General features: G+C 66.8%; 12 protein-coding genes. 8 read left to right on the plus strand and 4 right to left on the minus strand.

Translation table 11 applies throughout. From position 1 onward, the window contains the following. Positions 1-18: 18 nt before the first annotated feature. Positions 19-972 carry a quinolinate synthase NadA gene (nadA, locus tag U9970_RS04430; protein ID WP_322765485.1) on the minus strand — a complete coding sequence of 318 codons (954 nt, stop codon included), beginning with the start codon at positions 970-972 and terminating at the stop codon, positions 19-21. A gap of 47 nt (positions 973-1,019) precedes the next feature. On the opposite strand from nadA, the gene U9970_RS04435 reads away from it, so the two are divergent. From U9970_RS04435 to U9970_RS04445, 3 genes are all read left to right on the plus strand, one after another. Further along, a complete protein-coding gene (locus tag U9970_RS04435; protein WP_322765486.1) occupies positions 1,020-1,898 on the plus strand; it encodes a TIGR04168 family protein in 879 nt (292 codons plus the stop codon). Then, positions 1,892-2,959: a hypothetical protein gene (locus U9970_RS04440; protein ID WP_322765487.1), complete on the plus strand. Its 1,068-nt coding sequence runs from the start codon at positions 1,892-1,894 to the stop codon at positions 2,957-2,959. Before U9970_RS04435 ends, U9970_RS04440 begins: the two co-directional genes overlap by 7 nt. A gap of 207 nt (positions 2,960-3,166) precedes the next feature. After that, positions 3,167-3,952: a glycoside hydrolase family 24 protein gene (locus U9970_RS04445; protein WP_322765488.1), complete on the plus strand. Its 786-nt coding sequence runs from the start codon at positions 3,167-3,169 to the stop codon at positions 3,950-3,952. Positions 3,953-3,957: 5 nt separating this feature from the next. Here U9970_RS04445 and U9970_RS04450 read toward each other — a convergent pair whose 3' ends face one another. Next, entirely contained in the window at positions 3,958-4,779 is an 822-nt protein-coding gene (locus tag U9970_RS04450; RefSeq protein ID WP_322765489.1) for a TPM domain-containing protein, read from the minus strand. Between the two features lie 47 nt (positions 4,780-4,826). Here U9970_RS04450 and U9970_RS04455 point away from each other — a divergent pair, with 47 nt between their 5' ends. Further along, positions 4,827-6,005 (plus strand): class I SAM-dependent methyltransferase, encoded by a 1,179-nt coding sequence (locus U9970_RS04455; RefSeq protein ID WP_322765490.1) that lies wholly within the window; start codon positions 4,827-4,829, stop codon positions 6,003-6,005. Here U9970_RS04455 and U9970_RS04460 read toward each other — a convergent pair. Next, complete coding sequence (locus tag U9970_RS04460) at positions 5,965-6,663, minus strand: SDR family oxidoreductase (protein ID WP_322765491.1); 699 nt, start codon at positions 6,661-6,663, stop codon at positions 5,965-5,967. The genes U9970_RS04455 and U9970_RS04460 overlap by 41 nt on opposite strands. A gap of 176 nt (positions 6,664-6,839) precedes the next feature. Between U9970_RS04460 and U9970_RS04465 the strand changes: the two genes are divergently transcribed. The 4 genes from U9970_RS04465 (at position 6,840) to U9970_RS04480 (ending at position 10,810) form a co-directional block, all read left to right on the plus strand. Continuing rightward, complete coding sequence (locus U9970_RS04465; RefSeq protein ID WP_322766018.1) at positions 6,840-7,832, plus strand: ABC transporter ATP-binding protein; 993 nt, start codon at positions 6,840-6,842, stop codon at positions 7,830-7,832. 50 nt (positions 7,833-7,882) lie between these two features. Further along, entirely contained in the window at positions 7,883-8,617 is a 735-nt protein-coding gene (locus U9970_RS04470) for an ABC transporter permease (protein WP_322766019.1), read from the plus strand. After that, positions 8,614-9,426: an ABC transporter permease gene (locus tag U9970_RS04475; RefSeq protein WP_322766020.1), complete on the plus strand. Its 813-nt coding sequence runs from the start codon at positions 8,614-8,616 to the stop codon at positions 9,424-9,426. The genes U9970_RS04470 and U9970_RS04475 overlap by 4 nt, the downstream gene beginning before the upstream one ends. Positions 9,427-9,511: 85 nt before the next feature. After that, positions 9,512-10,810 (plus strand): aromatic ring-hydroxylating dioxygenase subunit alpha, encoded by a 1,299-nt coding sequence (locus tag U9970_RS04480; RefSeq protein ID WP_322765492.1) that lies wholly within the window; start codon positions 9,512-9,514, stop codon positions 10,808-10,810. Here U9970_RS04480 and aroB read toward each other — a convergent pair. Further along, the gene (aroB, locus tag U9970_RS04485; RefSeq protein WP_322765493.1) at positions 10,807-11,910 is read right to left on the minus strand and encodes a 3-dehydroquinate synthase; all 1,104 of its coding nucleotides are present in this window, start codon (positions 11,908-11,910) and stop codon (positions 10,807-10,809) included. The two genes, U9970_RS04480 and aroB, sit on opposite strands and share 4 nt — an antisense overlap. Positions 11,911-11,936: the final 26 nt, after the last annotated feature.

Genomic DNA, 11,936 nt, shown 5'->3' on the forward strand with positions numbered 1-11,936 from the left:
GACCAACCCCTAGGGGCCTCAGCGGCTCATTGCCAGCATCCGCTCAATCGGTGCCAGGGCCCTTAGCCGCAGCGCCTCATCCATCACGATCTCTGGCTCCATTAGATCGAGGCACTGCCACACTTTTTCCAGGGTGTTGAGCCGCATGTAGGGGCAGGCGTTGCAGCTGCAGCCATCGCTGCCGGGCACCTCATAGAAGCTCTTGCCGGGAACCTTCAGCCGCATCTGGTGCAGGATCCCCGGCTCGGTGAGCACGATGAAGCTGGTGGCGGGGCTGGCTTCGGAGCGGCGCAGCAGGGCGCTGGTGGAGCCAATGAAGTCGGCCAAGTCCAGCAGGTGTTGCTGGCACTCGGGGTGGGCCAGCACCTCAGCCTCCGAGTGCTCGAGCTTTAGCTGCAGCAGGGCTTGCTCGCTGAAGGTTTCATGCACGATGCAGCTGCCTGGCCAGAGGGTGAGCTGGCGGCCGCTCTGGCGCTGCACCCAGCGGCCCAGGTTTTGGTCGGGGGCAAACAGGATCGGCCGGTCGGCTGGCAGCTGCTTCACCAGATCCACCGCGTTACTGCTGGTGCAGATCAGGTCGCTGAGAGCTTTCACCGCCGCCGAGCAGTTGATGTAGCTCACGGCGATGTGGTCGGGGTGCTCGGCGCGGAAGGCGGCAAACGCTTTGGCTGGGCAGGCATCCGCCAACGAGCAGCCGGCCTCCAGATCTGGCAGCAGCACGGTTTTAGCCGGGCTGAGGATCTTGGCGGTCTCCGCCATGAAGTGGACGCCGCAAAAAACGATCACCTCGGCGTCGGTGGCGGCGGCTTTGCGCGAGAGCTCCAGCGAGTCGCCGATGAAGTCGGCGATGTCCTGAACGGCTGCGTCTTGGTAGTAGTGCGCCAGGATCACGGCCTTGCGCTCCTGCTTCAGGGCGCTGATCGCGGCGGGCAGATCGTGCGGTGCGTGGTTCTGGGTGGCGGTGAAAACCAACCGGCGGCCTCAGCTGATGCAGGATGGCACGAGCCTAGGCAGCAGTGATGGCGGTATCCGGCGGGGGGAAAACGCTCCGCATTGCCATTGCCGGAGACCTGCACGGTGCTTGGGACCACAGCGACCACGCCCTGCTGGACTGCCTGGCCCCCGATGCGCTGCTCGTGGTGGGCGACCTCAGTGATGGTCAGCAGCGAATTCCGGCCCTGCTGCGCCAACTGCCCATGCCGGTGGCCTGCATCCTTGGCAACCACGACACCGGCAAGGACGCATCTGGGCGCACCCTGCAGCACCAGATCGATCTGCTTGGGGAGGTTCACTGCGGCTGGAAAATGCGAGCTCTTAGCCCGCCGGATCTGGCGGTGGTGGGGGGGCGGCCGGCTACCGCCGGCGGTGGATTCAAGCTTTCCCGAGCTGTGCAGGCTGCCTTCGGCCCGGTGAGCTTGCAGGAGTCGGCCGATCGGATCACGGCCGCCGCCGCCACCGCACCCCCCGACTGGCCCCTGGTGTTGCTGAGCCATAGCGGCCCCTCCGGACTCGGCAGCGATGCCGCCTCCCCCTGCGGCCGCGACTGGAAGCCACCCGCCTGCGACTGGGGTGATCTCGACCTAGCCCTGGCCATCCGCCAGATCCGCCTCAACCGCCCGGTGCCCTTGGTGGTGTTTGGGCACATGCACCACGCCCTTAGGCGCGGCCAGGGGGATCGCCAAAGCTTCTGCCGCGACCGGGCCGGCACCTCCTACCTCAACACCGCCTGCGTTCCCCGCCACGGCACCGATGGCGCCGGTCAGGCCCTGCGCCACTTCAGCTGGGTGGAGCTGGTAGGCCAGGAGGTGGTGAGCGCCAGCCATCGCTGGTTTGGCCTGGGTGGCGAGCTGCTCTACGAAGAGCGCCTCTGGACCGCTCCCGAACTGGCGCCGTGCTGATTTATGCCTGCGTCAGTGCCCATGGTTTTGGCCATGGCTCCCGCACCGCCTCCGTTTTAATCGCCCTGCACGGGCTGCGGCCCCACTGGCGCTTGGTGTTGTCCACGGCCCTCCCTGAGGCCTTTCTGCGCTCCGCCCTGGGGCCTGTGCCCTTTGAACACCGCCCCTGTCGCTGGGATGTGGGCGTGGTGCAGGCTGATGCTCTGGGGGCTGACGCTGGGGCGACCCTGGCCGCCTTATCGGCCCTGGAAGCTGAGCTGCCCGCCCAGCTGGCGGCTGAGCAGGCCTGGCTGGCCGCCCAAGCGATGCCGCTGCTTGTGCTTGCAGACGTGCCTCCAGCGGCGGCGGCCTTGGCTCGAGGCCTCGGGGCGCCTTTGATCTGGCTGGCCAGCTTTGGCTGGGAGGCCATCTACGGGGCGATGGGTGCCGCTTTCAGCCCATGGGCCGCTCGCTGCCTGGCGGCCTACCGCCAGGGTGACCTGCTGCTGCACTGCCCCCTGGCGATGCCGATCGACTGGGGAATCCCTGAGCTGGCGATTGGTCTTACCGCTGGCAGCCCCCGGCTTGAGCCGGGCAGCCTGGCCCGGCAGCTGCAGTTGCCAGACGAGCGTGATCGCTGTGTCTTAGTCAGTTTTGGGGGACTGGGCTTGGACCTGGATCCGGGGCTGCTGCAGCGTTGGCCCGATCACGTGTTTATTAGCCCGGATCCCCGCCTGGCCTCAGCTCCCAACTGCCGCCTGCTGCCTGCTGGGGTGAGACCGCTGGAGGTTTTGGGGTACTGCGCCCGCCTAATTACCAAGCCTGGATACAGCTCCTTTTGCGAGGCCTTGAGCGCCGGAGTGGGGGTGCATTTGGTGCATCGCGAAGGTTTTGCCGAAGCGCCCGTGCTGGAGGCGGCTTTGCTGCGTCACGGCTGGCACCGGCTGCTCAGTCAGGAGCAGGCCCGCCAGGGGGATTGGCAGCTCGAGCAGCCCTTGCTGCCCCCCACTGGTGAGCCATTGGCTAGCGATGGCGCGGTCCAGGCGGCCGAGGCGCTGGCAGCTTTTGTAGCTGGCCGTTAGTTTTAGTCAAAAATCAGGCGCAAGTTACCTGGGTCACAGTGATCTGAACTGTTTGCTGTAGTTGTTGACACCGGTAGACACTTGTGTGATTGGCACTAACTCCATCCAGTCCGGGTGGATTGATAGGCAAATTGGCACGAACAAATTTTTTCTTCGCATTTCAGATTTGGCCGCCTGCAGGCGGTCTGCCGTTTGATTCGCTCCGGTATGACCTTGCCCAGCACCTGTTTTCGATCCGCCCTTGCCTTGGCCGTAGGCCTGGGCACCCTTTCCCTGACGGCTCCGGTAGCTCAAGCCTCTGAGTCGCTCCAAGCCTCTGAGTTGCTCCAAGCCGCTGGGGCCGCTCAGCCCAGCTTCCCCACGGCTCTGGCCCTGCCTCTGCCCCCGCCGCCGGTGCGGATCTTCGCGATCACGGCTGAGCGCCGCGCCCTTCTCAACACCATTCGCTTTGCCGAAGGCACCTGGGCCGATGGCGACGACATCGGCTACCGGATCATGTTTGGTGGCGGCCTGATGCCCTCCCTGGAGCGCCATCCCGACCGGGTGGTGCGCACTGCCCGCTACGCCAGTGCCGCGGCAGGTGCTTACCAGTTCATGCCCTTCACCTGGAACATGGTTTCGCGCTCCTTGGGAATCGCGGCCTTTGGTCCCCAGGTTCAAGACCAGGGCGCCATCTACCTAATCCAGCGTCGTGGTGCCCTGGCCCTGGCTGACCAAGGCGTGTTCTCGCCGCTGCTGGCGGCCAAATTGGCCCCCGAGTGGGCAAGCTTCCCCACCCTCGCCGGCCGCAGCTTCTACGGCCAGCCGGTGAAGCGCTTCCACGACCTCAAGCGCTTCTACGACGCCAACCTCAGCCGTCTGCGCGATCAGGAGCTCCAGGTCACCGCCAATGTTGAAACCAAGCCCGCTTGTGCGCCGGCCGGTTCCCTGCGCTGTCAGCTCGAGGCGCTTGAAAAGCTGGGACCGCGCAGCCGCAGCCAAAACCCCGGCTGAATTTTCTAGCCCTGATCGGCATCTTTGAGCCTGGCCTTACCCACGGTGGCTCCGGCGATTAAGTAGGCGCCGAGAGCGGCGCCGAGGAAGGCCAGGGTGTTGCGGGCAACCGGCAGGAGGTCGTTGGTGCGGGTAAGGATTGGGCCCAGCCCTAGGGCGCCAAACAGGATCAGCCACAAAGGTGAGAGCAGCAGCACCCAGGCCCACTCCACCTTGCGACCTTCTTTGCGCGGATAGGAGGCGAAGCCCGCCACCAGGCCGCCGAGCACGGAAGTGGAGAGGGTGAGCAGCCACTGCTCGCGCGGCAGGCCCGGTACCACCTGGCAACCACCCCGCTCCAAACAAATTTCAACCGCTGCAAGGGCATCGACAATGGCGGCGTCCTGGCCGTTGTCGCGCACGTAGTACTGGTTGCCGAAGCGGGTCTGAAGCTCCACCCAGTAGGTGCGGGGCATCAAGGCAAACAGGGCATCGCCCACGTTGAAGTTGAGCAGGTTGCCGCCGCGCTCATCTGCCACCAGCAGCAGGCTGCGTTCGTCCAGGTTCCAGAAGTCCTTCACCGCCTGGCCTGGGGTGCGGTCGTACTGGGTGAGCACCCGCAGTTTCCAGCCGGTATCGGCCTCGAAGCGGGTGAGATTTTCTTCCAGGCTGGTGCGCTGAGCATCGGTGAGGGCCTTGGCCAGGTCGATCACAGGCGTGGGGTGGTCGGGTAGGAGATCGGGGTTGTCGTAGGCCTGGGCCGGAGCGATGCCCACACCCAGCCAGCAGGTCAACACCAGCAACAGCGACACCAGCGCAGGCAGCACGGCGTTCCAAGCGCGACCCATTCACCAGCCTCAGCGAAGATGCATTCTCCCTGAGCAGACGTCTGAGCGTGAGCTTGCCCCCCTGGCTGCTGCAGCGCTTCGAGGCCGCCGGCGGGGCGCTGCCCTTTCGCACCTACATGGAATGGGTGTTGCACGATCCGTTGCACGGCGCCTATGGGGCGGGCCGGCTGCGCATCGGCCCGGCGGGGGATTTCGCCACCGCCCCTTCCCTGGGGCCCGATTTCGCCGCCCTGCTGGCTCCCCAGCTGGCCGACTGGCTCACTGCCCTGGCGGCCGGTCCCGGGCCCCTGGCCCTGGTTGAGGCAGGGCCAGGCGAGGGCAGCTTGGCCCTGCAGCTGGCCGAGGAACTGGTGGCGGGTTGGCCCCAGCTGGCCCAGCGCCTGGAGCTGGTGCTGGTGGAGCCCAACGAGGGCATGGCGGCCCGTCAGCGAGCCCTGCTGCAGGACTGCCCCTTGCCCTGTCGCTGGGCCAGCTTCGCGGAGCTGGCGGCCTCACCGCTGCGCGGTGTGGTGCTCGCCCATGAGGTGCTTGATGCCCTGGCGGTGGAGCGAATCGAGTGGGACGGGGCGCTCTGGCGCCAGCAGCTGGTGGCGCTGCACGAGGGCTCTGGGGCGGAGCTCTCGCTGCGGCTGGAGCCCGGCGCGCCCCTGGAGCTGGCAGCGGCCGCCCAACTCGAGCCCCTCGGACTCCTGCCCCCCTCGCCCCAGCGTCCGCCCGGCTGGTGCAGCGAGCTGCATCCTGGCCTGGCCCCCTGGCTTGGCGAGTGTGCCGCAGCCGTGGCCGAGGGCCAGCTGCTGGTGATCGACTACGCCTTAGAGGCCTGGCGCTACTACGCCCCCCAGCGCAGCAGCGGCACCTTGATGGCCTACCGGGGCCAGCAGGCCAGCGGCGATCCGCTGCTGGAGCCAGGCGCCTGGGATCTCACCGCCCACCTATGTATTGAGAGCGTGGACGCTGCCGCCGCCGCCAGCGGCTGGCAGCCCCTGGGCCAGTGTCGTCAGGGCCAGGCCCTGCTAGCCCTCGGCCTGGCGGAGCGCCTCCACGGCCTCCAGCAGGAAGCCCCGGCTGCCCTGGCCAGCGTGCTGGCCCGGCGCGAGGCCCTGCTGCGGCTGGTGGATCCCGTGGCTTTGGGGGATTTCCGCTGGCTGGCCTACGGCCGGGGGGTGACCCCGGAGCTGCCCCGCTTCAGCCGGGAGCCGGGATCGCTGACTCCAGCCACTGGTTGAGGGCTTGGGGCTGCTGGGTGGGGCTGCTGGTGATTTCGATGATCCGCCCGCTGGCGGCCGGGGTTTCCAGGGCCTCTAGGCATACCCGGGCCACCAGGCGGCGCGGCAGGCTGCTGCTCTCCTGCTGGTTGGGGCCGGAATAAACCACCCCCTCCCTTTCGCTGCGGCTGTCGTCCTCGCTGAGGCCGCCGGGGCGCACCACGGTCCAGTCGAGTCCGCTTTCTTCAAGCCAGCGCTCGCCCAGGCGTTTCCACACCAGGATCAAGCCAAACAGGTTCAGGGGGTGCTGCCAGCGACCGGCGCAGAGCGAACTCACCAGCACCACCCGCTTCAGACCCACTGCCTGGCAGGCGCGGATCTGGTCGCGCACTCCGAAGGCGTCCACCTTGAGGGGGCCGGCCAGATCCACTGATGGCCGGGCGCCAGTGGCGATCACCAGGGAGTCACAGCCGCTCAGGGCGGCATGCAGGGCCTCGGTGGCACTGAAGTCCAGTCGCCGCACATCGAGCCGCCCTTGCTGCTCTGCTTCGGCCAGGGCCGCTGGCAGCACGGAGCCGGGCCGCACGATCGCCCGCACCGCCAGGCCCCGCTTCATGGCTTCATCAACCACCCGCCAACCCGTTTTGCCGGATGCTCCCGTCACTGCCACCATGCTCATCGCTGCATCTCCGCCATCGCTCCATGTTGCTCGTTTGGCGGATTGGCTGGCAGCAGGCTGCTCTTCAGCCAGGGCAAGCACACTGATAGTCAACGCTGGTCATCGTCTTGGTAACCCTAATCAGCCCAGCTGGCTGCCTACGGTGAGCTGGACAGCAAAACGTTGTGGCAGGGCCAATCATTCGCGCTAGTGGGTTGAGCAAGACCTACCGAATCAGCGAGAAGCAGCCTGGCCTGGCCGGCACAATCCAGCATCTGCTGCGGCGTCGCCATCGCGATGTGCTGGCGGTGGATGGAATCAGCTTCACGATTGAGCCGGGGGAGATCGTTGGCTTCCTGGGCCCTAACGGCGCCGGCAAGACCACCACCTTGAAGATGCTCACCGGCCTGATCCACCCCAGCGGCGGCGAGCTGGAGGTGGCAGGCCATCAGCCCTATCGGCGTCAGGCCCGCTTCTTGCGCCAGATCACCCTGGTGATGGGCAACCGCCAGCAGCTGCTCTGGGACCTGCCCGCCCTCGATTCCCTACGGGTGAATGCCGCGGTCTACGGCATTGCGGAGGCGGAGGCGCAGCGCCGCATTGGCCAACTCGCCGAGATGCTGGAGCTGGGCCAGGAGCTGCGGCGCCCGATGCGCAAGCTTTCCCTGGGCCAGCGGATGAAGGCCGAACTGCTGGCGGCCCTGTTGCACGAGCCGGCGGTTTTGTTTCTCGATGAGCCCACCCTGGGTCTGGATGTAAATGCCCAGGCGCGGGTGCGGGACTTCCTCGCCGACTACAACCGCCGCACCGGCGCCACCGTGCTGCTCACCAGCCATTACATGGGCGACATCACGGCCCTTTGCCCGCGGGTGCTGCTGATCCACCAGGGCCAGCTCTTCCACGATGGCTCCCTAGCCGATCTCACCCAGCGGTTGGCCCCCTGCCGCCAGGTGCGGCTAGAGCTTGCCGACCTCCATCCACCGGAGGCCTTTGCCGGTTTCGGCCAGCTCGAGGCCCATCAGGGCCATCTGGTCCGGCTGCTGGTGCCGCGGGCCCAGCTCGCCGAGCAGGTGGCGGCGCTACTGGAGCGCTTTGCGGTGGTGGATCTGGAGGTGAGTGATCCGCCGGTCGAGGAGCTGATCGGCGGATTGTTCCGCCAGCGCGATTCAAACGCCGAGGCCTCCCAGTGAGCTGGGCCTGGCGGGTGGCGCGGGCGCTGCTGGGTAGTCAGTACGCGCTGATGCTCGAATACCGGGCCGAGATCGCCCTCTGGGCCCTATCTGGGGTGTTGCCCTTGATCATGCTCGGCGTCTGGAGCGGCTCGGGCGCGGCGGCGGCGGCTGGTCTCTCAGCCCAGCAGCTCAGCCACTACTTCCTGGCTGCCTTTGTGGTGCGCCAGTTCACGGTGGTTTGGCTGATTCAGGTGTTCGAAGACGACGCCCTGCAGGGCCGCCTCTCGCCCTTCTTGCTGCAGCCACTTTCGCCGCTCTGGCGATACCTGGCGGCCCATTTCAGTGAGCAGGCTTCGCGAATTCCCTTTGTGGCCGTGATGCTGCTGGTGGTGGGGCTGGCGGCGCCCGGTTTGCTGTGGTTGCCGTCTGCGGGCAATTTGCTGCTGGGAATTCTGGCGATTGTGGCGGCCTTTCTGCTGCGCTTTTTGCTGCAGGTGCTCGTTACCACCCTCTGTTTTTGGAGTGAGCGGGCAGCGGCCCTCGATCGGCTGTTGATGATCCCCTACTTGTTTCTATCGGGAATAGTGGCGCCCTTGAATACCTTTCCTCCAGCGGTGCGGCGGCTGGCCCTGGCCACGCCCTTCCCCTGGATGGTCGACTTTCCCGCTCGGCTGCTGGCCGGCGAACCGGTGAATGTGGCGTTGGGTTTTGGGGCGATCGCCGCCTGGTGCCTGCTGCTGCTGCCGATCGGCCACTGGCTGTGGCGGGCCGGCCTGCGCCGCTACTCGGCGATGGGCGCATGAGGGAGTTTGTGCGCTACTGGCGCAGCCTGCGCTGCTTCTGGGGCACCTCCCTGGCTGCCGAACTCGAGTACCCGCTCAATGCCTGGATCGAGCTGCTGTCGGTGCTGGGCAACCTGGCCGGCAGCGTCTTTGTGCTGCAGCTGCTCTTTGGTGGTGGACCCCAGCTGGGGGGCTGGAGCTGGAGTGGCGCTTTGGTGGTGCTGGGCCTCTACACGCTGCTAGATGGGTTCACCACCTGCGTGCTGCAGCCCAACCTCAGCCGCATCGTTAACCACGTGCAGACCGGCACCCTCGACTACGTGCTGCTCAAGCCAATTGACAGCCAGTTCTGGCTGTCGGCCCGCACCGTGTCGCCCTGGGGGCTGCCAGGAATATTGGCTGGCTTTGGCCTGATTGTTTGGGCCCTGCTGAACAGGGGTCCTGGGGCTCCATCTGGCCTGCCGGCGGCTGGGCCCGTGCTGCTCTCGCTGGCGCTGCTGTTTGCAGCCCTGGTGATTCTCTACAGCCTCTGGTTTGTGTTGGCGGCCCTCAGCATCTGGTTTGTGAAGGTGTGGAATGCCACCGAGGTGTTGCGCTACACCCTGGTGGCGGGCCGCTACCCGGTGAGTGCCTATCCGCCGGCGCTGCGGTTGCTGTTCACCTTTGTGCTGCCGGTGGCCTTCCTCACCACCGTGCCAGCCGAGGCGCTGCTGGGTCGGGGGTCAGCCATCTGGGCTTTCGGTTCGCTGCTGGCTGCCGGGCTGTGCCTGGTAGCCAGTCGCCTGTTGTGGCGCTACGCCCAGCGCTTCTACACCTCTGCTTCTAGTTGAGCGGAGCTGCGGCTCAGCGCGCCATCATCCATCCATAAGTTCTCCTTAGTTGCTGCCGCTGCCCATGCTGATCCCAGCTCCTGTTATGGATTCCGCCAGCGGCGCCAGCATCAGGGATGAGCACTGGTTGCAGCGTTGGTATCCGGTGGCCTATCTGCAGGATCTCGACTCTCGCCGCCCCACGGCCTTCACCCTGCTGGAGATGGATCTGGTGCTGTGGTGGGACGCTGCAGGCCAGCAGTGGTGCGCCTTTGCCGACGTCTGCCCCCACCGGCTCGTGCCCTTGAGCGAAGGCCGCCTCAACCAAAGGGGTGAGCTGGAGTGCCCGTATCACGGTTGGAGTTTCAACGCCCAGGGCAGCTGCACGGCGATCCCCCAGGCCGAAGCCGCAAGCGGCGCCAACCCCCGCAGCTCCTGCCGCCGCTACGCCACAGCCAGCGCCCAGGGGCTGCTGTTTGTTTTTGCCGGCGACCCGGCGGCGGCGGCGGCGGTGCCCCTGCCGCTGGTGCCCGTGCTCGAGGAACCCGGCTGGCTGGTGCAGGACACCTTCCGCGACCTGCCGATGGATGCCCTCACCCTGCTGGAGAACGTGCTCGATGTGAGCCATGTGCCCTTCACCCACCACCGCACGGTGGGTAAGCGCCAGAACGCCGCTCCAGTGGTAGCTGAGCTGACCAGTTTCGGGGCGGAGGGGTTCACTGCTACGTGGCCCGAGGGCCCGCGCCGGGGGCGCCTGGGCAGCCAGTTCACCACCTTTCAGGCGCCGGGCCTGATGTGGCACGACCTCACGGCGAAGGGATTTGCCCGCTTCCTCACGGTTGTGTACGCAACGCCGATCCGGGCTGGGGAATGCCGCTTGTTTGCCCGCTTCCCGTTTCAGTTCCGCTCGCTGTTGCCCCGGCTGCTGCTGCGGGCTCGGCCGGTGTGGTTGCAGCACATCGGTAACCACACCGTGCTCGAAGACGACCAGGTGTTTCTGCACTGGCAGGAACGGGTTCAAAACCAGGCGAGCTTCCTGCCCAGCAGCGCCGACATCTACGTGCGGGCGTTGCACAAATGGGTCAAAGATTTTGCCGGCCTGCCATGCCCAGGCTCCGCCCTGCCACCCCGGCTGGGACGGGCAGCTTTGATGGATCGCTACGACAGCCACACCCGCCACTGCCGTGCCTGCTCCGGTGCCCTGCGGCAGATACGCCGCTGGCGGCCGGTCGTGCTGGTGGCCCTGGGGGTGGAACTGCTGCTGGCGGCCTGGCTGCCCGGGCTGTCGGCCCGGTTGACCCTGCTGGTGCTGCTTGGCGGCAGCGCCCTGCTGCTGCGGCAGCTAAACCGCTGGGAGCGCCAGCTATTGCGCGGCGACGGCCACCCACCCCGCAACGCCCTTTAGGTGCAGCTGGCGAGCGCGCTGCGGATCGTTGCCTCGCTGACGTCGCTGCGGATCTCAACCCTGCCGATGCCGGTGGGCAGCACGAAACGCACCTGACCCTCCCGCACCTTCTTGTCGCCCTGCAGGCAAGCCAGCACGGCGTCGGGATCGAGGGCTGGCCAGGCCAGTGGCAGACCTGCGGCGGCGATTACGGCCCGCTGGCGCGCCTGGTCGCTGGCGCTCCATAGGCCCATGGCCAGGGAGATTTCGCCGGCCGCCAGCATGCCCAAACCAACGGCTTCGCCATGGAGGTAGGTGCCATAGCCGCACAGGGTCTCCACCACGTGGCCCAGGGTGTGGCCGTAGTTGAGGATCGCCCGCAGGCCCCCTTCGTGTTCGTCGGCGGCCACCACCTTCGCCTTGGCGGCGGCGGAGCGCACCAGGATTCGCTGAAGCAGCTCGGCTGGCAATGAGGTCAAGCTGGCCAGCTGGGCGCGGCATGCCTCTAGGTCGGCAAGCAGCTCGGGGTCGCCGATCACGCCGTATTTGATCACCTCGGCCATGCCAGCGCGAAATTCCCGCTCCGGCAGGGTGCCAAGGCTGCTGGGGTCGATCAGCACCAAGCGCGGCTGGTGAAAAGCACCGATTAGGTTTTTGCCGCCGGGGTGATTGACGCCGGTCTTGCCGCCGATCGCCGCATCCACCATGGCCAGCAGGGTGGTGGGCACCTGCACCACGGCAATGCCTCGCAGCCAGGTGGCTGCCGCAAATCCCGCCATGTCGCCCACCACGCCACCGCCAAGGGCAACGATCAGCGAGCCCCGCTCCAGCCGGCGGCCAAAGGCTGCGTCATGGATCAGGCCCACGGTGGCTGGGGTTTTCTGATCTTCTCCCGCCTCGATCACCAGGGTGCTGGCGTCAAGCCCCGCCTTGCTGAGGCTTTGCAGGGCAGTTGCGCCGTAGTGGGCTTCCACCACGGCGTTGGTCACCAGCAGCACCTTGGTGCCTGCTTTAAAGCCAAGGCCCCGAATCTGGTCGCCCAGAGTCAGCAAGGCTGCCGAGCCGATGATCACCGGGTAGGGGGCAGCCTGCAGCTCCACCCTGATCGTTTGCAGATCCATAGGGCGATCATCCTCTAGCCCAGGTA

The organism is Cyanobium usitatum str. Tous (genome assembly GCF_963920485.1).
Lineage (GTDB): Bacteria > Cyanobacteriota > Cyanobacteriia > PCC-6307 > Cyanobiaceae > Cyanobium_A > Cyanobium_A usitatum_A.

Bases quoted from the DNA above. Each gene is read 5' to 3' on its own strand.
- U9970_RS04450 (WP_322765489.1), bottom strand. From the start codon at position 4,779: ATGGGTCGCGCTTGGAACGCCGTGCTGCCTGCGCTGGTGTCGCTGTTG.
- U9970_RS04445 (WP_322765488.1), top strand. From the start codon at position 3,167: ATGACCTTGCCCAGCACCTGTTTTCGATCCGCCCTTGCCTTGGCCGTA.
- U9970_RS04470 (WP_322766019.1), top strand. From the start codon at position 7,883: ATGCTCGAATACCGGGCCGAGATCGCCCTCTGGGCCCTATCTGGGGTG.
- U9970_RS04480 (WP_322765492.1), top strand. From the start codon at position 9,512: ATGGATTCCGCCAGCGGCGCCAGCATCAGGGATGAGCACTGGTTGCAG.
- U9970_RS04475 (WP_322766020.1), top strand. From the start codon at position 8,614: ATGAGGGAGTTTGTGCGCTACTGGCGCAGCCTGCGCTGCTTCTGGGGC.
- U9970_RS04435 (WP_322765486.1), top strand. From the start codon at position 1,020: ATGGCGGTATCCGGCGGGGGGAAAACGCTCCGCATTGCCATTGCCGGA.
- U9970_RS04460 (WP_322765491.1), bottom strand. From the start codon at position 6,663: ATGAGCATGGTGGCAGTGACGGGAGCATCCGGCAAAACGGGTTGGCGG.
- aroB (WP_322765493.1), bottom strand. From the start codon at position 11,910: ATGGATCTGCAAACGATCAGGGTGGAGCTGCAGGCTGCCCCCTACCCG.